General features: G+C 30.4%; 25 protein-coding genes. 4 read left to right on the top strand and 21 right to left on the bottom strand.

The features are described 5' to 3' along the window. Positions 1-64: 64 nt before the first annotated feature. From CIW83_RS07415 to CIW83_RS22150, 13 genes are all read right to left on the bottom strand, one after another. Positions 65-556: a QueT transporter family protein gene (locus CIW83_RS07415; protein ID WP_094900215.1), complete on the bottom strand. Its 492-nt coding sequence runs from the start codon at positions 554-556 to the stop codon at positions 65-67. Between the two features lie 38 nt (positions 557-594). Beyond that, on the bottom strand, positions 595-1,191 hold the full coding sequence (locus CIW83_RS07410; RefSeq protein WP_094900214.1) for a lysine exporter LysO family protein: 597 nt from the start codon (positions 1,189-1,191) through the stop codon (positions 595-597). After that, a complete protein-coding gene (locus CIW83_RS07405; RefSeq protein WP_094900213.1) occupies positions 1,181-1,513 on the bottom strand; it encodes a LysO family transporter in 333 nt (110 codons plus the stop codon). Before CIW83_RS07405 ends, CIW83_RS07410 begins: the two co-directional genes overlap by 11 nt. Before the next feature lie 64 nt (positions 1,514-1,577). Next, complete coding sequence (locus CIW83_RS07400) at positions 1,578-3,239, bottom strand: ribonuclease J (RefSeq protein WP_094900212.1); 1,662 nt, start codon at positions 3,237-3,239, stop codon at positions 1,578-1,580. Between the two features lie 97 nt (positions 3,240-3,336). Next, positions 3,337-3,768, bottom strand: a complete 432-nt coding sequence (locus CIW83_RS07395; protein ID WP_094900211.1) for a Fur family transcriptional regulator — start codon at positions 3,766-3,768, stop codon at positions 3,337-3,339. A 57-nt stretch (positions 3,769-3,825) separates the two neighbouring features. Then, complete coding sequence (locus CIW83_RS07390) at positions 3,826-4,077, bottom strand: DUF1292 domain-containing protein (RefSeq protein ID WP_094900210.1); 252 nt, start codon at positions 4,075-4,077, stop codon at positions 3,826-3,828. Continuing rightward, entirely contained in the window at positions 4,077-4,499 is a 423-nt protein-coding gene (gene ruvX, locus CIW83_RS07385; RefSeq protein WP_094900209.1) for a Holliday junction resolvase RuvX, read from the bottom strand. Before ruvX ends, CIW83_RS07390 begins: the two co-directional genes overlap by 1 nt. A gap of 14 nt (positions 4,500-4,513) precedes the next feature. Further along, positions 4,514-5,461, bottom strand: a complete 948-nt coding sequence (locus CIW83_RS07380) for an aldo/keto reductase (RefSeq protein WP_094900208.1) — start codon at positions 5,459-5,461, stop codon at positions 4,514-4,516. A gap of 9 nt (positions 5,462-5,470) precedes the next feature. Next, the gene (locus tag CIW83_RS07375) at positions 5,471-7,525 is read right to left on the bottom strand and encodes a hypothetical protein (RefSeq protein WP_094900207.1); all 2,055 of its coding nucleotides are present in this window, start codon (positions 7,523-7,525) and stop codon (positions 5,471-5,473) included. Between the two features lie 16 nt (positions 7,526-7,541). Continuing rightward, positions 7,542-7,802 (bottom strand): IreB family regulatory phosphoprotein, encoded by a 261-nt coding sequence (locus CIW83_RS07370; protein WP_094900206.1) that lies wholly within the window; start codon positions 7,800-7,802, stop codon positions 7,542-7,544. Positions 7,803-7,955: 153 nt separating this feature from the next. Then, positions 7,956-10,592, bottom strand: coding sequence for an alanine--tRNA ligase (alaS, locus tag CIW83_RS07365; protein ID WP_094900205.1), 2,637 nt, complete (start codon positions 10,590-10,592; stop codon positions 7,956-7,958). A 416-nt stretch (positions 10,593-11,008) separates the two neighbouring features. Next, positions 11,009-12,688, bottom strand: a complete 1,680-nt coding sequence (locus CIW83_RS07360) for a S8 family serine peptidase (protein WP_094900204.1) — start codon at positions 12,686-12,688, stop codon at positions 11,009-11,011. A 273-nt stretch (positions 12,689-12,961) separates the two neighbouring features. Continuing rightward, a complete protein-coding gene (locus tag CIW83_RS22150; RefSeq protein WP_158220043.1) occupies positions 12,962-13,117 on the bottom strand; it encodes a hypothetical protein in 156 nt (51 codons plus the stop codon). Positions 13,118-13,220: 103 nt separating this feature from the next. On the opposite strand from CIW83_RS22150, the gene CIW83_RS07355 reads away from it, so the two are divergent. Then, complete coding sequence (locus CIW83_RS07355; protein WP_094900203.1) at positions 13,221-14,141, top strand: helix-turn-helix domain-containing protein; 921 nt, start codon at positions 13,221-13,223, stop codon at positions 14,139-14,141. Positions 14,142-14,340: 199 nt separating this feature from the next. Here CIW83_RS07355 and CIW83_RS07350 read toward each other — a convergent pair whose 3' ends face one another. The 6 genes from CIW83_RS07350 to CIW83_RS07330 form a co-directional block, all read right to left on the bottom strand. Continuing rightward, positions 14,341-15,531, bottom strand: a complete 1,191-nt coding sequence (locus CIW83_RS07350; RefSeq protein ID WP_094900202.1) for an AI-2E family transporter — start codon at positions 15,529-15,531, stop codon at positions 14,341-14,343. A gap of 44 nt (positions 15,532-15,575) precedes the next feature. Beyond that, positions 15,576-15,746 (bottom strand): hypothetical protein, encoded by a 171-nt coding sequence (locus CIW83_RS22145; RefSeq protein ID WP_158220042.1) that lies wholly within the window; start codon positions 15,744-15,746, stop codon positions 15,576-15,578. A 109-nt stretch (positions 15,747-15,855) separates the two neighbouring features. Then, positions 15,856-16,296, bottom strand: a complete 441-nt coding sequence (gene nifU, locus CIW83_RS07345; RefSeq protein ID WP_094900201.1) for a Fe-S cluster assembly scaffold protein NifU — start codon at positions 16,294-16,296, stop codon at positions 15,856-15,858. Then, on the bottom strand, positions 16,297-17,475 hold the full coding sequence (gene nifS / locus CIW83_RS07340) for a cysteine desulfurase NifS (RefSeq protein ID WP_094900200.1): 1,179 nt from the start codon (positions 17,473-17,475) through the stop codon (positions 16,297-16,299). Positions 17,476-17,493: 18 nt separating this feature from the next. Further along, entirely contained in the window at positions 17,494-17,922 is a 429-nt protein-coding gene (locus CIW83_RS07335; RefSeq protein ID WP_094900199.1) for an Rrf2 family transcriptional regulator, read from the bottom strand. 129 nt (positions 17,923-18,051) lie between these two features. Further along, positions 18,052-18,675 (bottom strand): hypothetical protein, encoded by a 624-nt coding sequence (locus CIW83_RS07330; RefSeq protein ID WP_094900198.1) that lies wholly within the window; start codon positions 18,673-18,675, stop codon positions 18,052-18,054. A 96-nt stretch (positions 18,676-18,771) separates the two neighbouring features. Between CIW83_RS07330 and CIW83_RS07325 the strand changes: the two genes are divergently transcribed. Next, positions 18,772-20,037 carry a hypothetical protein gene (locus CIW83_RS07325; protein WP_094900197.1) on the top strand — a complete coding sequence of 422 codons (1,266 nt, stop codon included), beginning with the start codon at positions 18,772-18,774 and terminating at the stop codon, positions 20,035-20,037. 1 nt (position 20,038) lies between these two features. Here CIW83_RS07325 and CIW83_RS07320 read toward each other — a convergent pair whose 3' ends face one another. Beyond that, complete coding sequence (locus CIW83_RS07320; RefSeq protein ID WP_094900196.1) at positions 20,039-20,311, bottom strand: DUF3343 domain-containing protein; 273 nt, start codon at positions 20,309-20,311, stop codon at positions 20,039-20,041. A gap of 540 nt (positions 20,312-20,851) precedes the next feature. Here CIW83_RS07320 and CIW83_RS07315 point away from each other — a divergent pair. After that, the gene (locus CIW83_RS07315; protein WP_094900195.1) at positions 20,852-21,232 is read left to right on the top strand and encodes a DUF4183 domain-containing protein; all 381 of its coding nucleotides are present in this window, start codon (positions 20,852-20,854) and stop codon (positions 21,230-21,232) included. Between the two features lie 136 nt (positions 21,233-21,368). Beyond that, entirely contained in the window at positions 21,369-24,443 is a 3,075-nt protein-coding gene (locus CIW83_RS07310; protein ID WP_094900194.1) for a DUF4183 domain-containing protein, read from the top strand. Positions 24,444-24,491: 48 nt separating this feature from the next. Here the strand turns inward: CIW83_RS07310 and CIW83_RS07305 are convergent, their stop codons facing one another. Beyond that, a complete protein-coding gene (locus CIW83_RS07305; protein ID WP_094900193.1) occupies positions 24,492-25,448 on the bottom strand; it encodes an L-threonine 3-dehydrogenase in 957 nt (318 codons plus the stop codon). Positions 25,449-25,522 lie beyond the last annotated feature (74 nt).

Genomic DNA, 25,522 nt, shown 5'->3' with positions numbered 1-25,522 from the left:
GCTAAAAGTCCCTGAATCTTTACTTACAACTATTCACTTTTAACTCTTCACTATTCATTGGTTTTTAATATTCTTTTAAATTTGTTGCTTTATCATAAACTGATAAAATGATACTACCAAAAATGGCTACTGATAGTAGTTCTCCTCCACCTATCCCAAGTACAGTAACAAGATACGGAACCTTTGTGAAGTATGATACCCAAATAGATACAATTAATCCATTTAGCACTACTGGGGGAATCATTCCTGTTATCTTATTCTTCATTTTAGACGTAATATATGCTGCAACAAGTGTTACCAAAGATCCACCTAATATATCCACTAGTCCAAAGCCAGAATAAGGTGCTAATAATAAATTAGCCAATAAACATCCTACAAATATGCCAGGAACAGCTGCAGATTCCACCAATGGAAGTAAAGCTAAACCTTCTGCAACTCTAAGTTGTATAGGTCCAAATGTTAAATTAATAAATGGAACCGGCAACATCTGTATTAAAACTAAGACTATATATATTGCAGCTATTAAGCTAGCTTTAGTTAAGTATTTTGTCTTCATATTTACCTCCCTGTTTTTCACTCTTCACTGATTATAAACTACAATTTCAATATAATTGGCAATATTATAGGTACAGCAGTTGTACATATTACCCCAGTGATAAATGCAATTATTGCAGTTTCAGGATCAGTAGAAGCGGATATTACTGGAAGTGACGTATCCATAGCTGTTGCTCCAGCCGTAGACAAAGATTCTAATTTTCCAACATATTTAGCTATAATAGGTATTAATATTAAAGCTATTATTTCTCTAAATACATTAGATAAAAATGCTAAGGCACTTAATTCTACATAACCATCTGCAAGAAGCATTGTAGAACTTAATGTATACCATCCTAAACCTGCCCCTACAGCACCGGCTTCATTTATTGGCATCTTAAGTAATAAACCTGCTAACATACTTCCAATTATGCTTCCTGCTATTATTGCTACTGGTACTAATAATATCCTTAAACCCATCTTTTTTATTTTTTGGAATACATCTTTTTGTTTCCCAATATCCATGCCTACAAAAAATAATAATACCATAAGTCCAATGTCTATAATAGTTCCAATACTTGATGAGATAGTAGGCGGCAAGAAAAAGTATCCCACACCAGTCCCTAATAAAACCGCTAAAAATATTTTAAGGCTCAATCTTATCACTCTCCAGTATTATAAACCTTCTAATCATTCTTACAAATATTATGCTAAAAGAAATAGTAAAAATAGATATTATTCCAGCTTTCAATCCTATAGAAAACAAATTAGATATAACTTCATTATTTATTCCAATTGTAACTCCCATTACAAACAATAAAAAAAGTAGACAGAGATTTTGAATTGTATTTATATTAGCTTGCAATTTTTCACTAACTTTATCCTTATATCCAATTACCCCCCTAATATTAGTATTCCCAAATATAAAATTAATCTTAATCCCATATAATATACCCCCTTTATACAGTAAACAATTCACAATGCACAATTCGCCCTTATTATTATACCAAAATCCCTGGTATAAATCTATACCAGGGATTTTATTATACTTCCATAATTATTGGCAGTATCATTGGATTTCTTTTTATTTTACCATATAAATGATTTCTTAAGGTATCTCTAATATTAGATTTTAACGTTGCCCAATCAGTTATTTTCTTTTGTTCGCAATCTTCAAGTACTGATTTTACTATGCTTCTAGCTTCTTCCATAAGATCCTCAGATTCTCTTACATATACGAAACCTCTAGAAATGATATCTGGTCCCGCTAAGATAGTTCCTTCTTTCTTACTTATGGTAACTACAATAACTATTAGACCATCTTCAGATAGATGCTTTCTATCCCTAAGAACTATATTTCCAACATCTCCAACACCTAATCCATCAACTAAAATATTTCCTGCTGATACACATCCATTTAATTCAGCAGAGTCCTTAGTAAATTCTATAACCCTTCCATTATCCAAAATGAATATATTCTCCCTTGGTAGTCCTAGAGATTCTGCTATTTCTGCATGTTTCTTTAAATGTCTATATTCGCCATGAACAGGTATAAAATATTTCGGTTTAACTAAAGTGTGTATCAATTTCAACTCTTCTTGACATGCATGACCAGAAACGTGAACATCTGCCAATGCTTCAAATATAACTTTTGTTCCATTTTCCACTAAATTATTTATCACCTTTGAAACCGTTTTTTCATTACCTGGTATTGGTGTAGCAGATATTATTACTAAATCCTCAGGTTGAATTTGTATTTTCTTGTGTTCTCCTGCTGCAATTCTAGATAATGCAGACATAGGCTCTCCTTGACTCCCAGTAGTAATAATCGTTATCTCATTGCTTGGATATTTATTCATATCATTAATATCTATTAAAGTACCTTCCTGAATGTGTAGATAACCTAATTCAAGAGCTACTCCAATAGTGTTAGTCATTGATCTACCAGATAAAACTACTTTCCTATTATTTTGCTCCGCAGCATTTATTATTTGTTGAATCCTATGAACATTAGAAGCAAAAGTTGCAACTATTATTCTATGCTTATGATTCATAAATATATCCCTAAAAGTATTTCCTACAGTCCTTTCACTCATAGTGTAGCCTGGTCTCTCTGCATTGGTACTGTCAGCCATTAGAACTAATACTCCTTTATTTCCTAACTCAGCAAAACGATTTAAATCTATGACGTCTCCATCTATTGGCGTATAGTCTATCTTAAAATCACCAGTATGAACAATAGTACCTACTGGACTATGAATTGCTAAAGCTGCACTATCTGGTATACTATGGCCCGTTTTAATAAATTCGATATCAAGAGTTCCTAATTGTATAGTTTCTCCATGTCTTACAACATTTAATTTTACATTTTCTAATTTATGCTCTTTTAGCTTGGTTTCTACCAATCCTAAAGTCAACTTAGTTCCATAAATAGGCAAGTTTAACTTTGCTAATACATATGGAAGAGCACCGATATGGTCTTCATGTCCATGAGTCAACACTATACCTCTTATTTTCTCTCTATTTTTTAATAAATAGGTTATGTCTGGAATAACTACATCAATTCCCAGCATTTCATCTTCAGGAAAAGTCATTCCACAGTCTATCAATATAATATCGTCTTTATATTCAATAACTGTAATGTTTTTTCCTACTTCCCCTAAACCCCCTAAGGGAATAATTTTAATTTTATTTGGTTTTCGCACCGAATCACTCCTCTTTTTCGTCTTATTTTTCCCATTTTTTTCAGTTTATAATCTTTTAAAATAAATATTCGCTCAAAAAATAAATCCCTATCGGGATTTATTTTTTACACTCACTACAATATCCATAGAATTTTACATTATGATCCACTATAGTAAATTGCCCCTCACTTTCGATTTCCTCTTCTAAGGCCTCTAATAGATCAAGCTTCACCTCTGTAACTTTTCCACAATTTAAACAAATCAAATGATGATGGTGATGATTTTCCGAACCTACGCTTAGCTCATATCTGCTGCATCCATCATCAAAATTTAATTTGTAAACTATGTTGAGCTTTTCAAACAACTGTAAGGTCCTATATACAGTGGCAATACCTAAATCTGGGTATTCCTTTTTCACAATATTATATACCTCATCACAGCTTAGATGCTCTTCATGGTTATCTACTATAGTTTTTAATATAGCTCTTCTTTGAGTTGTAAGTTTATATCCTTCTTTTTGAAGTTTCCCTTTAATTATATTAATATCCATTTTTTCACCCGATTATAATACTAAGTTTACAATACTACTATTTTCCATATTTGTCAACTACTGAAGATTTTCTCTTTGCATTTCTTCATAAGCTTCTATTGCATCTTCTAACTCTTCATCATCATCTATGCCAACCAAAAGCAATTCTCCCTCTTCATCTCTTTCCATTCTCAAAATATAAGTAGGACTTTCTATGTCATTTGCTGGCATTAGTGCTGCATAATCTTCATCGTCTAATCCAAAAGTAGCTAAAATAACAAATTCTTGTTCTTTGCCCAATTCATCTAATAAAACAATTCTTTCATTCATTACAATATCCTCCCTTTCCTATCTAAATATGTTTGTAAAATAAATGTAGCAGCGACCTTATCTATTACTGTTTTTCTCTTATCTCTTCTAACCTCTCCTGATATAAGCATTTTTTCAGCTGCCTGAGTCGTCAATCTCTCGTCTTCATATATAATTTCTACTTTATATTTATTTTTAAGTTTATCTGCAAATTTAATGGTTTTTTCTCCTTGAGGCCCCAATGTTCCATTCATATTCTTAGGCAGCCCTACTACTACTTTTTTAATACCATATTCATTGATAATTTCTTCTAAGGCTTTATAATCCTTTTCCTTGGATTCTCTTTTAATAGTCGTTATTCCTTGAGCCGTCATCTGTAATAAATCAGATATGGCAACACCAATTGTCTTATCTCCTACATCTAATCCCATTATTCTTTCCATTATTCACTCCTATATTAAATTACTTTTATGCAAAACTCAGGGCAGACCTTTGCGCAATATCCACATAAAACACATTTTTCATTTGGGGTAGCCACTCCATTTATTAATTCTATTCCATGCTGTTTACACCTTCTAACGCAATTGCCGCAACCCAAACAGTAGTCTGCAACTATCAATTTTCTTTTTTTATTTACCAATTTATCTTTCAAATCTTCGGGCATACATCCCTTTTCTAATAAATTAATATTAGCATCTATTTCATCTCTTGATTGCATTCCAATGGCAATAGAATCTATAGCAGAAATAGATTTTACAAAATTAAAGGCATCTTCTACTTCTCTTATTAAATGTCCTCCTCCTAAAGGTTTCATAGCATAAATACCTTTTCCCATTTGATGTATTTCTTCAATTACCTTTAACATCTCTTCTACTGTTCCATCTTGTATACCAATACCATATTTATTAATTATAGGATGGATTATCTCTATTTCTTTTACTTCCCTTGCAGCTAATGCCCCTTCAATTCGATGAGTAGATAACCCTATGCTTCTAATTTTGCCCTGTTCCTTTGCCTTTAAAAAATATTCTATTGCTTCAAAATGACCTCGTACTGTATGAATACTTTCTTGCTCATGCAATAGAAATATATCAATATAATCCGTATTCAATTCCTTCAAAGCAAGTTCCAGGCTATTCTTTGCCATTTCTTCCGTATATGCATAAGTCTTTGTAGCTATGTTATAATCTTCTCTTTTTATACCCTTTAGGGCTGCTCTTATATACTCATAATTTTCATATATCTCCGCTGTATCAATGAAATTAATTCCTTTATCATAAGCATATTCTATAAGATATGCTCCTTCCTTAACAGTTAACCCTGCTTGAAAAGGAGTCATTGTAAGAGAACCAAAACAAAGTCTTGATACCTCAACATTTGTTCTTCCTAATTTAATTCTGTCCATTTTTTCACCTTATTCTACAAATTCTAGATATAGTCCTGCGGTTATTAAATTCATACATATAGCTGCAAGGATTAATCCAGAATCATTAAGTAAAAAACCTCCTATAGCTCCTGATAATCCTGCTATGGCAGCAGTTAAAATTTTATTGTTCTTTTTCTTAAAATAAAATATCGACGTATGTAAAATCATATGTAATAATAATATATATGTCCAAAAAGAGTTACCTATCAATTTAATATTCATAAGTAGTTTTCTAAATATTATTTTATTTAAATAACTTAGTCCATTGTTTTTAGTAAGTAATATTGTATTACCTAAATGTGTAGTGTTTCTATTGAATTTTATATCAATAAATCCCATAATAGAAATAAGTAATATAATTGATATTACCATAAAAAATACCCTTTTTAAATTCAGAACTTTATCTTTGTTAAAAATTTCCACAACATAAAAAACCGTAGCAACTATAAATGCCATGGTACCCCCAACATTAGCCCCATAATGAGGATGTCCTACCAATATAATTGATATTCCCAATAAAAATAAAGGTATTAGGCTCTTATCATTTCTTTTGGAAATTCCTATTGAAAATATAGTTATAGAGCCTAAAAACAACCCAACCATTTCATTACCTATTCCATAATATCTTGCCCCAATTGTAGGATCGTGGGATAACACTGAAAATTTACTAATACTGCCTCTTGAAGTCAAATCTAATATTATTATAACAATAGAAATACTTACAATATTAATAATTTGATTACTACTTTTCCTAGTCACCCATAACACAATCAATGATAGTAACATTAAAGTAAAAAGAATCAATATAAAACTATAGATCCTTCTTGGTTTAAATATTGAAACTAGAATAAATATATTTGGAAAAACTAGTATCATTGCAAATAATACCTTAGTAATATCTTTTGTCTTTCCTGATAACCTTATTTTTGCAATAAGAAAAATAATCGCTAAAGATAATATAATCATAGAGAAAATTCCATAATAATATAAGGTATTATATCTTACTTTAGATGTAGTATTTATCTGTTGGCTGTATTCTATTATATCCTTAAGATTTATATCATTCTTCCTAATGGACTTAATTTGGCTACCTGACATGTTATCCATAGGTGCTTTTAAAAAACTCATAATAGTAGGCCCTATATCTATATTGGCAACTATTCCTGCTCTTTCAGTAGTTGCAGAAGTTAGTATTCCTTTTCCAATACCATTTCCCCAAGTTATTATGGGAGATAATTTATTATCATCAACATTTATATCTCCACTATTGGGACTTGTAATAATCAATAAGGATTTATCGTATTTCAATATGGTGATTAATTCTCCAATAAAACTATCTATATCTAATAAGATTCTCTCTCGGATGTTCTTAGACTCATCTTCTGATAAAAAGTCACTATATCTATATATCCTATCTAAATCACCTGTATCCCCTACAATAAGATTTGCAGAACTATTTTTTATCTCGCTTAAAAGTTTTTTATAATCAGTTTTTATTGTAAAGGGATAATCATTGTCTTCTATCGTTATATTATCTATATTGCCATAATCAACCAACCCTCTGGAGTCCATGGGAATCAATGCGGCAGTCTTTAAAGGCATATTTATCAAATCGCCATTACCATAAATCGCTGTCTTTAATCCCACACTATGGAGGTTATCTCCTATAGCACCAATATAAGGCGAAAATTTATTATTTTTATTTAACTTAATCAATCTACTAAAAGATTTATTAACTATGGAGCCATTTAGTTCTCTAGGTAGAAAATCAATACTAGCATAATTACAAGATGACTTTCTTGAAGAGTTAATTGTAAGAAAGCTTTCTGCACCAGTATATCCTGATACACCCCTAGTATTCATCAATCCGATACTGCCACCTTCAATTATTTTTTTTAGATTTTCCATGAATTCTATATCTTTTAGAGTTAGTTTATTTATGACTATTAGATATACCCTTGGATTATCTTCAATTCCGTAAGATAAATTTGGTATCAGTAATATAAGTAATAGAAAAAGCGATAAAATCCTTATTACTTTCAAGTTAATTCTCCTTATTCTACTTCCTATTCTTTAAATAAGATTTAAGAAGCTCCTCTAACAGCTCATCTCTCTCTATACGACATATAGTAGATCTGGCATTGTTGTGACTAGTAATATATGTTGGATCTCCCGATAGTATATATCCAATTATCTGATTAATCGGATCATAACCCTTCTCCTCTAAAGAGGAAAACACTGAAAATATTATTTCTTCTACAGAATCAATATTTTCTTTTGGTGGTTCAAATTTCATAGTTTCATTAAATTTATTATTCACAAAAACACCCCCTAATATACTAATATTATATCATATATTTGCAATGTATAATAACAAAAGCTTATAAAAAAATTAATATAGAATTTTTCTACCTCCTATAGATTATAAGAAATAAATATTAGCTAATAGCTAATATTTATTCCCTTTATTATATTATTTTATTTGTTTTTTTATTAAATCTGGAACAACTGAGAGAGCTTCATCTGCTTTAGTGATGTCCTTTCCACCAGCTTGAGCCATATCTGGCCTTCCACCGCCTCCACCGCCAGTTCTCATAGCTACTTCTTTTATTATGTTTCCGGCATGGATACCCTTTTCAACAATATCCTTAGTCACCATCCCCACAAAAGAAAGTTTATCTTCTTTTACACTAGCAAGTACTACAACACCTGAACCTAGACGATTTCTTATTTCATCACCTAAGTTTCTTAAACTATTCATATCTAAATTATCCACCTTATAAGTAATTAAGGATACTCCTTCTATAATTACTTTAGATGATAATATTTCATCGGCAATAGAAGATGCCATCTTTGATTTGAGGCTTTCTATTTCTCTTTCTTTCTCTTTTATTTCTTCAGCTAAAGTTTTAGCTTTTTCTAACAAATTGCTTTTGTTTGTCTTCAATATATTAGATAATTGCTCTATATTTTCTTCCATATGATTCATATACTCATATACACCTTCACCGGTTATTGCCTCTATCCTTCTAACTCCAGATGCAATACTTGATTCAGAAAGTATCTTAAATAAGCCGATATTTCCTGTGTTTAAAACATGAGTTCCACCACATAATTCCCTAGAGTATTCACCCATTTTTAACACTCTAACTTCATCCTTATATTTATCTTCAAATAATCCTACTACTCCCATTTCTTGTGCATTCTTAAGAGAAGTCTCTATAGTAACTACCTCTAAAGCTTCCAGAATCTTAGAATTAACAATTTCTTCAATTTTCTTTAATTCTTCAGGCGTTACAGCTTCAAAATGAGTAAAGTCAAATCTTAATCTATTTGGCATAACAACTGATCCTGCTTGGTTAACATGCTCTCCTAATATATCTTTCAAAGCCCTATGAAGAAGATGAGTTGCAGAGTGATTTCTTCTAATAGAATTTCTTCTATTATCATCTACATCAGCTATTACTTTATCACCAGCTTTCGCCACTCCATCAACAATTCTTACTATATGAATTAAATGATCTCCTTTGGAATGCTTAGTATCTAGAACTATAGCTCTGAAATCAGGACTTTCAATAATTCCAGTATCTCCTACCTGCCCACCAGATTCTCCATAGAATGGTGATTCATTTAATATAATAATACCTTCTTCCTCAGCATTTAATTCCTTTACCTTTTGATTATTACTAAATAATCCTATTATTTCAGCTACAATATTAGTTTTTTCATATCCTCTGAAAATAGTATCTAAGCCTTTAAAAATATCTTGGTCACTCCCTGTAGACCAACCACTATCGCCTTCATCCCTAGCTTTTCTAGCCCTATTTCTTTGTTCTTCCATATTTATATTAAATTCTTCCTCATCTACCTTTAAGCTTTTTTCCTCAAGGATTTCTTTCGTTAAATCTAAAGGAAATCCATAAGTATCATATAATTTAAATGCTTTTTCTCCACTTAAAATAGTCTCATTACTTAATTTCATTTCATTTATATATTCTTCTAAAATGGATATTCCTTGATGAATAGTTTCTTGGAACTTATCCTCTTCTGCCTTTATTACCTTTTTAATCTGATCTTCTCTTGTTTTTAACTCAGAATATTCTATTTGCCATGAATTAATTACAACATCAACGACTTGGCTCAAGAATGCTTCTTCTATACCTAGAAGTTTACCATGTCTTGCTGCTCTACGAATTAGTCTTCTTAATACATATCCTCTTCCTTCATTACTAGGTAACACTCCATCAGATACTAAAAAGGTCATAGCTCTACTATGATCGGTAATTACTCTTATAGAAATATCTTTTTTAGGATCATTACCATAGGTAACTTTAGCGATTTCTTCTACTTTTCTTCTGATTTCTTTAACTGCTTCAGTATCAAATATAGTTTTAGTTCCTTCCATTACACACGTGATTCTTTCAAGTCCCATGCCTGTATCTATATTTGGGTTTGGCAGTGGATGATATACTCCATTTTCATCTTTGTCAAATTGAGTAAATACCAAGTTCCAAACTTCAATAAATCTATCACATTCACATCCTGGTTTGCAATTTGGAGATCCACATCCATATTTTTCTCCCCTATCAACATATATCTCTGAACAAGGACCTGATGGTCCAACTTCCAATTCCCAGAAGTTATCTTCCTTTCCTAACCTTACGATTCTCTCACTTGGTACTCCAACCTCTTTATTCCATATTTCAAAAGCTTCATCGTCCTCTAAATATATTGTCACCCATAAATCTTCTTTATCTATTTCCATTCTTTCCGTAAGGAATTCCCAAGCCCAAGCTGTAGCCTCTTTTTTAAAATAATCTCCAAAAGAGAAGTTTCCTAACATTTCAAAAAATGTGGCATGTCTATCCGTTTTACCTACATTATCAATATCACCTGTTCTAATACATTTCTGACATGTTGCCATTCTTTTATTAGGCGGAGTTTGCTCTCCTGTAAAATATTTCTTTAATGGTGCCATTCCCGCTCCAATTAAAAGTAATGATTTATCATTTTGAGGCACAAGTGAAAAACTAGGTGCAACTAAATGTTCCTTTTCCCTAAAAAAGTCAAAAAACTCTTTTCTTATCTCATGTAATCCAATCTTCTTCATTATATACACCTCTCCATTTAAGATTACCTTTAACTTCAAATAATTTCGAAGCTAATAAGGTTTTTATCCGTTGTATGAATTGCAAAAAATCGTCCCTAGTAGAGGGACGAGATTCTCTCTTATGATATATTTGGATTATAATTTAATATTCCCGATTTGTCAATAATTAGACTTTAAAAGTGAAGATAAACCAGAAATGCTTTCTTAATAATATGATTTTTCCAAATTTATAGCAAGTTGATATCTATAAATAAAAGTACTTGTAAAGCGGATTTTTTTATCCACTTTTTACAAGCACCTTTATCAAATAAGCCTTTATATTTCATCTAATTTAAAAGGATACTTTATTTACAGATACCAGTAAATAGATTGAAATATAAATAATTATCTCTATTTCATTTTTTGATTAATACTCACTAATTTATATATCTAAAAGTTGTATTAGCTGTACTTGGACTATATCCAGTCAATGATGTTTCTATGAGGATTCCATAATTTCCTATAAGAGAATTAGCATTTGCAGTTATTGTAAACTGTACCTCCCCGCTAGCATTAGTGGTCTTAGCAGCACTCACTTTAGAATTGTCTGGAGATGTTAAGGTAAGTTTAGTTGTAGCTCCTTGCAATGGTTGCCCATCTTTATTTGTTACCTTTACTGTAACATTTACAATCTCAGATCTATAATAAGAAGTTTTATCTGTCATTACACTTGTTCTTGTTTCCGTATTTGGTGCTGGATTTCCACTTATGGCTTGAACTGCTGCATAAGCGTCCACTATTCCATAACCATATTCTGTACTATTCCCTGCATATTGAGCAGTATTTCTCAATACACTTCTGATTTCTGATACAGAGGCATTTCTATTAACCGATCTCATAAGACCTGCTACTCCAGCCACATGAGGAGATGCCATAGAAGTTCCTGAATTAGTTTGATATTGATTTCCAGGAATTGTACTATATATATTCACCCCTGGTGCCATAAGCTCTAAGCCTGTCCCATAATTCGAGAAAGATGCTCTTCTTCTGTTTGAATCAACTGCACCTACTGCTATAACACTATCATATGCCGCAGGATATGATATACTTGAAGCATATTCATTTCCAGATGCTGCTACTACAACTACACCTCTTGATACAGCTGTTCTACAAGCATCATCAAAGCTTTGCAAATATCCGCCGCCGCCTAAAGACATATTTATTACATCTGCCTGTATGTTTGCTGCGTGCAATACACCTTGAACGATTCCGTAGGTTGATCCTCTTCCATCATCTCCTAAGACCTTTACCGGAATTAATGTTGCATTTTTCATTACGCCTGAAACACTGCCATAGCTTGCTATTGTTCCCGATACATGAGTTCCATGTCCTTGTCTATCCATAGTATCTGTTGAGGATCCACCTGAAAAGTTTCTGCCTAAATTTCTATCAACAAAGTCTCTTAGACTTTGATGATTATGATCTATTCCTGTATCTAATACAGCTATTTTTACTCCGCTATTCCCTGAAGTTATATTCCAAGCACTAGGAGCCTTAATCATTTCATAATGCCATCTTTGATTATTATGCATTTGAAGCCCTATTTCGTCTTCAAGTATATCTCCATCTATTTCTATAGCATAATCATCCAAAGTATATTCATCCGACGCATATACCATATAATTTGGCTCAATATATCTAACCTTTATGCCAGACTCTTCTAAAGTTTTTTCTAATTCTTTAATAGCGTCTTCTTGGCTTCTATATTCCTTTGAGTAACTTACTAAATACACATATCCCATATCTTTAACAATCTGTTCTCTAAAGTCCTCATCTAAGTCATTAAGTTTGATTTTATCATTATCAATGGAAGAGATAAGAGAATCTTTAATAATAAAATCCTTATCTTTGAATATTGAAACATGTTTAGCAATAATATCCCCAGTATTTTGCAGAGAATAATCACTTCCATTTTCAACTGATACTATTAACTCCCCTGATATTGTCTGTATCTCATCACTTCTTAATCTAAAAATATTTTCCTCCTCTGCTACAGCAGTTATACTCATAGATACAATTAATGTTAATACCATCAGTAAACTTAATATCTTTTTCATCACTAATCCCCCTTTGTTTTATCTTGCGTTTTCTCTATATCTGACTATTGATATATTATATACGTCAGGTCTTTGTTAACATAATATCCCTCCTATTCAAAAACAACCTTAAAACCTCTCAAAACTTTATAAATATACATATTAACTTATAAAAACTAATCTGTTCTTATAAATTTTGCAAGTTTTTGAAAATATCGGTTTTAAGGCTGTTATTTATTTTATTTATGTTTTAGTTATTAAGTGCCATTTGTTTCAAAATTCTGTAAATTCTGATTACAATAAAATTTCTAAATCACCTGAATGTATTTCTATTACGTCGTCCTTACCTTTTTGTGCAACAGTTTTATAGTTGTTTTTAAATGGAATAAAATTTAATAAAGATGATAGGATAATACAGATAATTAAAATTGGCATTAATCTTTTTTTCATAATTTTCCCTCTCTTTACATATTTTTTTATTACTTATATAATATATGTAATTAATATGAAATTCAATCCGATTTAAATCGGTATTTTTTAAGGAGGTGACTTTTTGTACTATAATTTAGAATCATTTAGTGAAGAAATAAGAAATATAAGGAAGAATCTAAACCTTACCCAGAAAGATATATCATTTCTATCAGGAGTTAATGTAGATACCTTGAGCAAAATCGAAAACGGAAAAGTAATACCAAAGCAGGAAACGTTGGATATTTTATCCATGGTATTAAAAAAAGATTTAAATACTATATTACTTAAATATAGATTTAATAACTATTCGAAGTTTCATCAGTTAAAGAATTCAATTGAAAAAATAATTGAAAATGGAAGTTTTATTGAGTTAAAAAATCAGTTAGATAATCTTGATGCAATTATCCATAAAGATGATATGAATTCTTATTTTTCTAGATTAACAAAGCAACTTTATTTCTTAGTCAAAGCTATTTTTCTTAAAATCAGTTGTGATGATTATGAAGAAGCATTATTAAGTCTAATAGAATCTATAAAAATAACTTCTCCAGATTTCTCTCTAACAGAATATAATAATTTTGTTTACAATAACACAGAAATCCGAATTCTCATGAACATAGCACTTATCTTAAATAAAAAAGAATCCATAAACAAATGTCTTGAATTATTACAGTTTTGTCATAAAAATTTAGAGCCAGATGACTGGGAACTTAATATTAGAGTAGTTTACAATCTATCATATACTTATCATAGACTATTTCTTCACGATAGTGCTTTATATTTTGCAAATTTAGGTATAAAAACATGCATAGAAAATCGAAGCCTTTATTGTTTAGCTCTTCTATATACTAGAAAAGGTATTGCAGAACACTTGCTAAATTATGATAATTATATGAATAGTCTTGAGAAAGCAAAACATTTGTATGAAATATCAGATCAAAATGAATTAAAAAGTAAATTTAAAAATGCTTGTAAAGAACATTATAACATAGATATAGACTGACTATATTCTATGAATGATAATATAAATCCATAATCTAAGTAGATTTTTCTTTGCCTATATTTAATGAGAAGGGAAAAAGACACCACTTTTCCATTGGATATAAAAATACTATTATAAGGGAATAAATTTTATCCCTTTATAATAGTACTTAAGTTTTATGATATATTTAGATTATAGTTTAACGTTCTAATCAGATCCCCTAATTCTGTGCTCTTGGCGGTTTCCTAAATTTTTTACTTACAAATCTAAACAAAATTATAAAGATAGCAACTACTGGCACTGCTAAAATCATTCCCAATACTCCAAATACCCCTCCTCCAATTATTATGGAGATAAGTATTATCAATGGATGAATTCCTGTTGTTTCTCCTATCACCTTAGGTGCAAGGATGTTATTCTCAGCCCATTGAATAAAAACAAATAATGCAGCTACCCATATTGCTTTTAAAGGACTAATTAAATAAGCAAAAAATACAGCTGGTAAAAATCCTAAAAAAGGACCTATGTAAGGTATAATATCAGCAATTCCAGTTATAAAGCCAATGACAATGGCAAAATCAATTCCCATAATAAGTAGAACTATAGAGGTCGCAATACCTACATATGCGGCCATGATTATTTTTCCCCTGACAAATTTGGATAAAGAATCATCTATTTCACGAAATAATGCTATGGAATCTTTTCTATATTTTTTAGGAATAAATCCCATCATCCTATCTTTAAAATAATTTTTATCTACTAAAAAATAAAATGTTAAAATAGGTGTTAATATTAGACTAACAAACTTTGAAAACGTATTGAGTATTCCACCAATAAAGTTTTTAAGTGCATTCATAACCATATGCTCTATTCCAACAATATTTTCCATAACAACTTGTTGGACTCCTTGAAACATCGGAGGTAAATCACCTAAAGTAGAATAATACTTGTTATAGAGCTCGTCTATTAATGATGAGGCCTTTTCTAAATATATAGGCATATCCACTACAAGTCTTTTTATCTCAGTAGTTGACTTTGGTATTACTAAAAATGCTAAAATTAGAAACATAGCCACTATTCCTAGATATAATAGAAAAACTCCTCTTAATCTATTTATATTTTTCTTTTCTAAATAATTTATTATTGGATTAAAAAGATACGCCAAAATTGCAGAAAATATAATAGTATAGAATGTCTCTGATAATATTGTATATTTTTTAAATAGGTTAAAAAGCAAAAACAAAAAAACTAATCCTATAATAATAGGCAAAAGCTTTTTATCATTAATCCTAATCTTTTTCCTGTCTGAAACAAAATTGTTTCCTATGTTAATAAGATAATATATAACTAACACCAGTAATATAATAGAAAGCGACCAAATCAATTTAATAAAAAAACTTGGTGGATTCATAGTTTATCTCCCCTTTGAATTCGTGAAAAGGCAGCAAGTGCTGCCTAGTCCCAAAAAGAATTCATCCCATCTCTTAAATTAGTTCTTACTTTTCTAGCAGTTCTCATCATTTTCTTTTTATTTAAAGGTGTCATCTTTGAGGTAATAATAATACCTAATGATGTTCCTATAACCGTTCCCCAAAATGCCCCATTTTTATACCTATTATTAAACAATATATCCATCTCCTTTTTCTAATCTATATAATATATATTGTCACTAAAAGGAGATAATAATTCTGTTAGTATTATCTAATATTAGAATTTTTTAGAAAAATAAATGGTTTTATAATTCCTCTAAATCGTGGTTATGATGGTCATCATCGTCAAAATTTACATCATCTAATCCTTCAATATGAACATTATTCTTTTTTGAATAATCTAATAGAGCTGATTTTATAGCTTGTTCTGCTAACACCGAACAATGCATCTTTACCGGCGGTAGTCCATCAAGGGCCTCTGCAACGGCCCTATTAGTCAATTGCATGGCTTCTTCAATTGTTTTCCCTTTAATCAACTCTGTAGCCATACTAGAAGATGCAATAGCAGACCCGCATCCAAATGTCTTAAATTTAACATCTTCAATAACTCCATTTTCTATTTTAAGATACATTTTCATTATATCTCCACACTTAGCATTACCAACTTCACCTACGCCATCTGCGTCTAATATTTCTCCAACATTTCTCGGATTTTGAAAATGATCCATTACCTTTTCTGAGTACATCTATTTTTCCTCCTTTATTTTTTCGTATAGTGGTGACATTCTTCTTAGTCTATCTACTATTTTAATAAGTTTTTCTACTACATAATCTAATTCTTCTTCGGTATTAAAATCTCCTAGTGATAGTCTTAAAGAACCGTGGGCAATCTCGTGCGGCAGACCGATAGCTAATAAAACATGAGAAGGATCTAATGACCCAGAAGTACAAGCTGACCCACTTGAACCAGCAATTCCTTCCATATCTAGACTAAGCAGCAAAGATTCTCCTTCAATAAATTGAAAACACATATTTACATTTCCAGGTAATCTATAGGTTGGATGTCCATTTAATCTCACATAAGGAATATTTAATTGTATCTTCTCGATTAAACTATCTCTTAATCTAATTAATTTATTATTATGCTCATCCAAGTTTTCATAAGCTAATTCAATCGCTTTTCCCATTCCAACTATACCTGGCACATTTTCAGTTCCCGCTCTTCTATTTCTTTCTTGTCCTCCACCAGATATAAGAGGATCAATTTTTACCCCTTGTCTAATATATAAAGCACCTATTCCTTTTGGACCATAAAACTTGTGAGCTGACAGAGATAAAAGGTCTATATTCAATTCCTTAACATTTATGTCAATATGTCCAATTGCTTGAACAGCATCTGTATGAAAATATATCTTATTTTCTTTTGCTATCTCTCCAATCTCTTTAATTGGCTGTATAGTTCCTATTTCATTGTTTGCAAACATGATCGATATAAGTATTGTTTTATCAGTTATTGCATTTTTAAGGTCTTCTAAATTAATTAAGCCATATTCATCTACATCTAAATAAGTAAGATCAAATCCATTTTTTTGTAAATATTCACAGGTGTGTAATATTCCATGATGTTCAATTTTAGTAGTTATTATATGATTGCCTTTATCTTTATTTCCAAATGCAATACCTTTGATAGCCCAGTTGTCAGCTTCAGAGCCTCCCCCAGTAAAAAATATTTCCCTTTTATCTGCATGGAGAACCTTCGCTACCTTCTCTCTTGCACTTTCTACAGCTCTTTTAGATATATTACCTAGAGAATAAACAGATGACGGATTTCCATATTTCTCAGTAAAATATGGCATCATTTCTTCTAATACTTCTTTTTTTACTGGAGTTGTAGCTGCATTATCCATATATATATATTTTCCCATAGACTCATCCTCCTAAGTTTACTGTTTTCTATTTAATTTATTCTCATCATCCACCATATCTTGTAATGTGATGGAGTCAATCACTTCATCAATGCTGTCTTTTATCTTAACCCAAACTAGTTTAGTTACACATTTATCTTCCTTAGAGCATTCAAATTCATCACCCATAACGCACTCAGATGGGGCCATATTCCCTTCAAGAGCTCTCAATATATTCCCTACTGTAATTTCATTTGGCTCCTTCGACAACATATACCCACCTTGAGCACCTCTTACACTATTTAATAATCCTTCTTTTTTTAGAATAGAAAATAATTGCTCTAAATAATTTTCTGATAAATTTTGTTCATCTGCAATTTGTTTTAGAGATATAGGTCCATCACCATGATATAAAGCTAGCTGAAACATTGCCTTTAAGCCATATCTTCCTCTTGTAGATAATTTCATTTTTTCACCTCTTTTAATCCCAACTGTTCCGCTTGGTTTTCATTAATAAGTATATTATACCCTAGTGTTTTTGTCAACATTCATATTTTATAAAATTAGACAAAAAAAGAAGAGCCATTCAGCTCTTCTCTACGGTGCTGGATTACACGGCGGACATTCTAAATCCCCGATTTGAGGTGGGAAAAATTCTGGGAATGGCGCACATTCTAAGAAATCTTCACATATATCTTGCGGACTAAATTCTTCACATGGAGGTGGTGGTGGACAATATCCAAATGTTGGTATTAAGAGTTGTACAGTACCTACTACCTTAATTATAATAAATACCCCAGCTGTAAAAATTAAGTTATCTCCTGTTTGTACTGGTGGTAGTAAAACTTCAGAGCTCGTTTCAATAACTATTCTAAAGTCAAACTCATCTCTGGCATCTGGAATATATAATATTATATCTTTAAATATGTCTGGTAGAAAACCTTCTGCTATTATGTTCCCATTGCAGTCTAGAATCTGGAAAGGAATCCTTATCGTAAATCTCACTCTTCTAAAATTAGGAATATCAGTATCTGTAACTATTAATGTATTAGGTACTATAAATCCAGGTCTAAACCTTATTCTTTCGAATTTTTTCTCACATATTTCTACTTCGATCTCAGGAAAACATTCTCTTTGTTGGCAACTTGCAAATACTTTGTCAACAATAATACAATCACAATCTAACTCCTGACTTATTTGATTAATATTAAATTCAGCCATGCTTTTCACTCCTTTTATTTAATAAATTCATATTCACTAACATATTATGTATAGATATAGTAATGTGCTACTAAATAATTTATGGAGGTGAATTAAATGTTTAATTTAAATATTAATATTGTTATTAATTCTAATAGAGATATATTTATATTTCAATTGGGAGATGATAGAGAAATTATCTATAGTGTTTTTGACTCAACATTAATAGCTTTAAATTCTGATAACCTATATGATAAGAATATATTAAATTACTCTGTTCTTATTGATGAAAATGATATAATACATCTAGTCGCATTAATAAATAATGGAGAATTGAACTATTATAAATATATAGAAGGAAAATGGTCAAAATCTACTATCGCAAAATTTGATATAAAATCAAATATATATAATCAAATAGAAATTTTAATGATTAAAGATAAGCTTCATATAATTTATGATTATTCTAATTTAATAAATTCCAATGTTTGGACTATTCAGCATGTAATCTATGGCACTGAAGAAAAACATAATGCAATTAGATATGTTTCAAAAAGAACTCCAGATCCTTTCATTATAGATGTAGATAAACAAGGTACTATTCATTTATTATATAGAAATAATATAAATAATCCTCAAATTTATCATGTCTTTTATAGTCATTATACTAAAACATGGAGTTCTCTGTCTAAACAGATATCTTCGGATAATAGTAATAATTGGTTGCCTTTTCTATTCATAGATTCTCAGGATAACTTACATGGATTGTGGATAGAAGAAGTAAATAATAATTATCAAGTGAAATATCTAAGAATGAATTCTAGCGGAAAAGAAAAGTATATATGGAAAGATATAAAGCTTCCATATATACCATTATCAAAATATCCGCCAATAATCTTTGAAGAAAATAATAAACTAAAATTAATATCTTTATATAATAATAGTATTGATTTGCTCTATTCTTCTGACTATGGTAACTCTTGGTTAAAAGGGGAAAATAGTGAGACTCTACGTCAGAATACAATATTGGCTAAAGTTAGGTCAAATATAAACAAAATCAATTATATTTATTGTAATATTTTTGATAATCTTAAATTTTATTTTCTAGATTCCTTCTCATATATAGAGTCTCCAAAAACTCCTGAAACTTCACCATTAGAATTAGAAAACAAAGAAATCATTTCAGAGCCTTCTGAAATAAAACCTGATATTTTAAATGAATTAGAGAATAAAATTGAATCTATATTAGAAAATTATGATTCTATACACCCTATTTTAAATCAATTGCTAACTAATCAAAAAAGCATGGAGGATAAACTAGACAATATACAAAAATCTATTAACTCAAAAAAATCTTCTTTCTTAAATAGATTTATAAATTAATCTATATGTTTGTTTTTTTATATTTATACTTACCATCCTTTTTCTCAACGAAGTATATATCAAAGGCTCCAATATTTAGCTCTTCTGCCTCTCTGGCTAAAACATCTGCATACCTTATATTTCTAAATTTTATTGAGTAATTGCATCCAGCCTTTAACGTGCAAGGAGTAGATATTAGTTGAAAATTGCTATAGCCCATGGTTTCAAGTATAGAGTATAGAAATACTGCTTTATTCTTTGTTTCAAAAACAGCTATATAATAATTTTGGTCCATAGAATTACCTCCTTCTTATACTATAAAATATTTTCCTTAGTCAATAATGGTTACACTTTTTTATAGCCCATAAGGAACTTCGCTCTTTTTTCTAACCTTATTTAATAAGGATTTTGCGTACACGGATTTCAAAAAAGCTTCCTTAATTTATACTAATATCTCAATAAAAGAACTTTTATAAAGCCCTCAAATGCAAAAACATTCGAGGGTTTCATATCTATACTATAATAATATTTAAAGATGCTCCTACGCTCCTTCATTTCATCTAATTGTAATATAGAGCTTAATAAATCTAGGAAAGTCAATCTATAGCTTGTTTATTTCCATTAATATTGTATGTTTTGATAAATTAAATGGTTACACCTATTAACCAACTTAAAATAGAAAACAAAATATGGCTTTTAACAGCTAGCTCATTTTGACTCTTAATTCACATAAAATCACTAATGATTTAACAAGTGTAATCTCCTTTCAGTAGCAAGTTAACACCTTGTCTAATATACTAAAGTATAAATCAAAATAAAGGAGGGATAAATTACTATGGCTACAGAATTATTTAAACTTGTTATGAGTGCAGTTACAACAACGACAACAGATACTAATCCAGAAGTGGTGAAGTATTTCTATAAATTAAGAGAGGATGAAAGGTCTGGAGGTACTATAACTATTCCATCTACTCAATTCATGGATGATTCTGGTAATGCTGTTACAGGAAATCTTACAACTACAGCAACAGACAATGGATATTACTTGTTATTTGTAAATGGAGTATTACAGCAATCTGGTCTATATACAGTTAGTACCGATGGTTCTCAAGTTGTAATACCTCAAGCATCTACAGTCCCTGTTGATGCACCTATTATCCTAGTAGTAAATAACTTTGCTCCAACTTCTACTTCTACAACTACAGTAACAACTTAACATCTAAATTTAAGGATGTGCCACATAGCACATCCTTTTTAAACCCATATCTCTTTATTATCCTTAAGAACATATTATTTGTTTTATACATAAACTAATTACATCTGAGCCTATATTTATTTTCGGAGTGATATCTATGTACACAAAAGATTCTTCTTTAAACCATGAAAAAAGGTTATTAAAAGCCGATGTTTATCAGTATAACACTCTGTCCGATGGTAAAAAAAGGATTTACACTAATCAAGATGAATTGATAGAATATGGAAGCAGAGGTATCCTCGATCCCAATGATGTTTCTTATTTTAATTTGTTCATTAATGGTGTATTACAACCTAGGGTTAACTATGAAATTGAAAAGGGATTACTGTTATTAAAAACTAAAGATGTTCCTCAAAAAGATGTAGCTATTATTATTTCTTTTATTACCTTTATAGAGGAAGAAACTACAAAACTTAATTCGGCTGTAGCTAAAGGTCATATACCATTAGGACATATCTCTGTAGGTCCTGTTACTGATTCTAATATTATAGTTCAGAATTCCATAAAAGATTATCTAAAACTAGAAAAAAATATTATATCTGGTCCTACATCTATTCCAACAGGACATATTGGCAATTGGAAGTTTTCCCTGACAGTCTCCAATATAGGAAGTATCCCAATTAATAATATTATTGTAACAGATAATATTATTCTAGATTCTATCTTAAACATAATAAACTTTTCTCCATTCCAAGGTGATATCATTATAAATGATTCAACTATTACTTGGAATTTAAATACTTTAAATATAGGAGAATCTGTCACTGCAAATTTTGAAGTAGAGGGTCTTTTCAAAGCCGATGGCACTCGCTTTATCAATAGAAGTTTGGCAATCGGTGATAGCCCATTAGGTGAAGTTAGCTCTGATATTGTCTGTGGAAAATCAATAGAAGTTGTTAGAAGTCTAGATATTACTAAGACCATCACATCTGGACCAACAAAAGTAAATGTTGATAAAACCAATAGCTGGAGAGTAGAAATAAAGATAAGTAATTCTAATAGTAATAATATATCTGATGTTATTATGACAGATACATTATTTATAGATAATATAAATAATGCTAAAATTATCAGTATATCCCAAGGCAATGCTAGTCTAATAGATGATAAAATTATTTGGGAAGTCGGTCTACTAAAGAAATTAGAAACTTCAGTTTTAGTAGTAGACATTATAGGTTCTTTTTCTAAAGATGGATTTAGAAATTTAGATACTGCCTCAGTTCTTGGTAATCTAGCTACTGGTGAAATATTTGCTGGTCCTGCAGATGATATAGAAATCATAGTTTTGCCTGATCAAAGTACCATAAAAGAAAGATTACTATTACAAAAATTTATTGTAGATGAACCTCTAGCAGCCTTCTCGGGTAAGTTCAGAACATGGTGCTTCTCTTTAAAAGTTACTAACTTAACTAGTGAGGTTTTAAAGAACGTAATTGTAACAGACTATATTTTATTTGACGAGATTAATTATATTAATACCCTATTTATAGTTTCTGGAGGCATTCTTGTAGCTCATAATTCTATTATCTGGAGTATTGAAGAGATTCCTCCTGGTAAAACCTTAACTGCTATGTTTAAAATCAAAGGTCTCTTTAATGCTACAGGTTTACGTTCTATAAATAGAGCTATTGCCTCAGGTTTAGATTCGAATCTGGATTCGTGTATACTATCTAGTATATCTTCTGGTCCATCAGTCAAAGTTTTTGACTTTATACATGATTTAAAAAACACCTGTATTATTACTGACAAAGTTTTTTTTCAATGTCAACAAAAATCTTGCTTTAGAAATATAATAGTAGATATAGGTAATGATACTTTCAAAAATATTATATTTAAGCAAGGCTTTATTATAGAAAATACCCTAGTGATAACTGATATAAAGGATAAGCTGAATTTCAAAAGAATTCAGTTTCTCCTAAAAATACCATTTGAAATAACTACTATGGAGGGAGATACGATTAAAGGATATTTACCTGATACACCTCAAGATATCGTTATGTTTACCCCAGATAAAAGAGATGAATTTTCTTTTGATATTCTATTAGATACTAATTCAAAGATTTTAACACAGTCTATTGAATTAAACAATCTATTAAATTTTTCTGTAGGGGTGTTTATAATTATTAAAGCAGTAGAAAAAGTTCAATTATTTATACCTAGTTTTGAATTGAATCCTGAACCTTCTCATTATGAAAACTCTAATAATATTTCAGTCCTTGACACCTTTAAACTTAGAAAACTTCCCAATTTTTTTCCAACAAAAGAAAAGCCATTTTTGCAAAAAGAATCACTAAAATCTAACACCTGTAACCTATGTTCTCCTATATTTGGTAATTTAACTATTAAAAAATATATTATAGCAGGTCCCTTAAATGTTAAACCTAAGGTCACTAATACATGGATAATAGAAATTCAAATATCAAACAATGGGCATGGCCCTGTCAATAATATTATTATGACCGATGACTTATTTTTAACTGATTTGGTTAGTTTTAATATCATTAGCCTAAGCCAAGGCACTGCCTCTCAATCAAATGGCCGGATTATCTGGAATATAGGAGATTTAAATTCTTCTACTATTGTTGTACTAGTTGCAGAAATCACTGGTTATTTTCATAGTCAGAATAGCAAAGTCATATATGCAGAAAATTATCAATATAACACAGTTTCAGATGGAGTCAAAAAGAAATTTACAAATGATGATGAGATAAAGATATACGGTGATAAAGGGATTCCTAATCCAGATTTAGTCTCATATTTTAATTTATTTATTAATGGGGTATTACAACCCAAAGTTAATTATACAATAAAACCTGGACTTTTGACTTTAACAACAGTAGATATTCCTCAAAAAGGTGCACCAATTATTCTTGAGTATTTAATAATAAAGAATTCAAGTAACCAACTTTTAAAAGCAGAAACTTATCAGTATAATACTCTTGCAAATGGAACAAAAATATACACAAACAGTGATGAACTAACTATATACGGTAACAAGGGAATACTAGCTCCTCATCAAACCTCTTTTCAAAGTCTCTTTGTGAATGGAGTAATTCAACCAGGTATCAATTATATAGTTGAAGCAGGTCTCTTAGTATTAAAAGCAGAATATATTCCCATAGAAGGGTCACCTATTTATATACAATTTATAACCATGTTTTTAGAAAATTAATTAATATAGGGTTATAGGCTAATTAGCTATAACCCTATTAAAAGTATTCTATAATCCTAATTTAATTGTCAGTTTTTCAAGCATATCCCTAGTCATTGCATCTAAATCATATTTTGGATTCCATCCCCACTCTTCTCTAGCAGCTGAATCATCTAATGAATTTGGCCAAGTATCAGCAATACCTTGTCTTATCGGATCCACATCATAATCTAGTTCAAATTCTGGTATAACTTTTTTAATTGATGCAGCTAGCATTTCTGGATCAAAGCTCATTGCAGTTACATTAAATGCATTTCTATGGATTAGTTTAGATGAATCTGCTTCCATAAGATTTACTATAGCATCTAATGCATCTGGCATATACATCATATCCATCTTGGTTCCTTTACCTATGAAGCTGGTGTATTTCTTGTTCTTTAATGCATCATAATAGATATGAACTGCATAGTCTGTAGTTCCTCCACCTGGTAATGTTTCATAGGAAATAAGACCTGGGAAACGAACTCCTCTAGTATCTACTCCAAATCTCTTGAAATAATAGTCACATAATAATTCTCCAGCTACCTTTGTGACACCATACATAGTTGTTGGTCTTTGAATAGTGTCTTGTGGTGTATTATCTGGTGGAGTTGTAGGTCCAAAAGCTGCAATAGAAGATGGTGTATATACCATGCAGTTTTCTTCCCTCGCTACTTCAAGAATATTGTATAGTCCATTCATATTAATATCCCAGCATTGCTCTGGATATTTTTCACCAACAGCTGAAAGAATCGCAGCAAGATTGATGATTGTATTTATATTATGTTTTCTAACTATTTCTGATACTTCTTTGCCTTTAGTTATATCTACTATTTCAAACGGTCCGGATTCAATTAACTTTTCATGGCCTTCTTTTACTCTTCTACCACTAGCAACTACATTGCTTGCCCCATAAATTCTTCTTAGTTCCGTAGTAAGTTCTGAACCAATTTGTCCTAATGCTCCTGTCACTAATATTTTTCTCATTAAATGCACCCCCACTATAATTAATAACTTTTAGTTCGTCATAATTATATCATATTTCGCACAATTTGAGTATC

Source organism: Tissierella sp. P1, from assembly GCF_002266425.1.
GTDB classification, from domain to species: Bacteria; Bacillota; Clostridia; order Tissierellales; family Tissierellaceae; genus Tissierella; species Tissierella carlieri.
The sequence above is the reverse complement of the archived record's forward strand: the minus strand, read 5'-3'. Positions and strand labels throughout refer to the sequence as shown.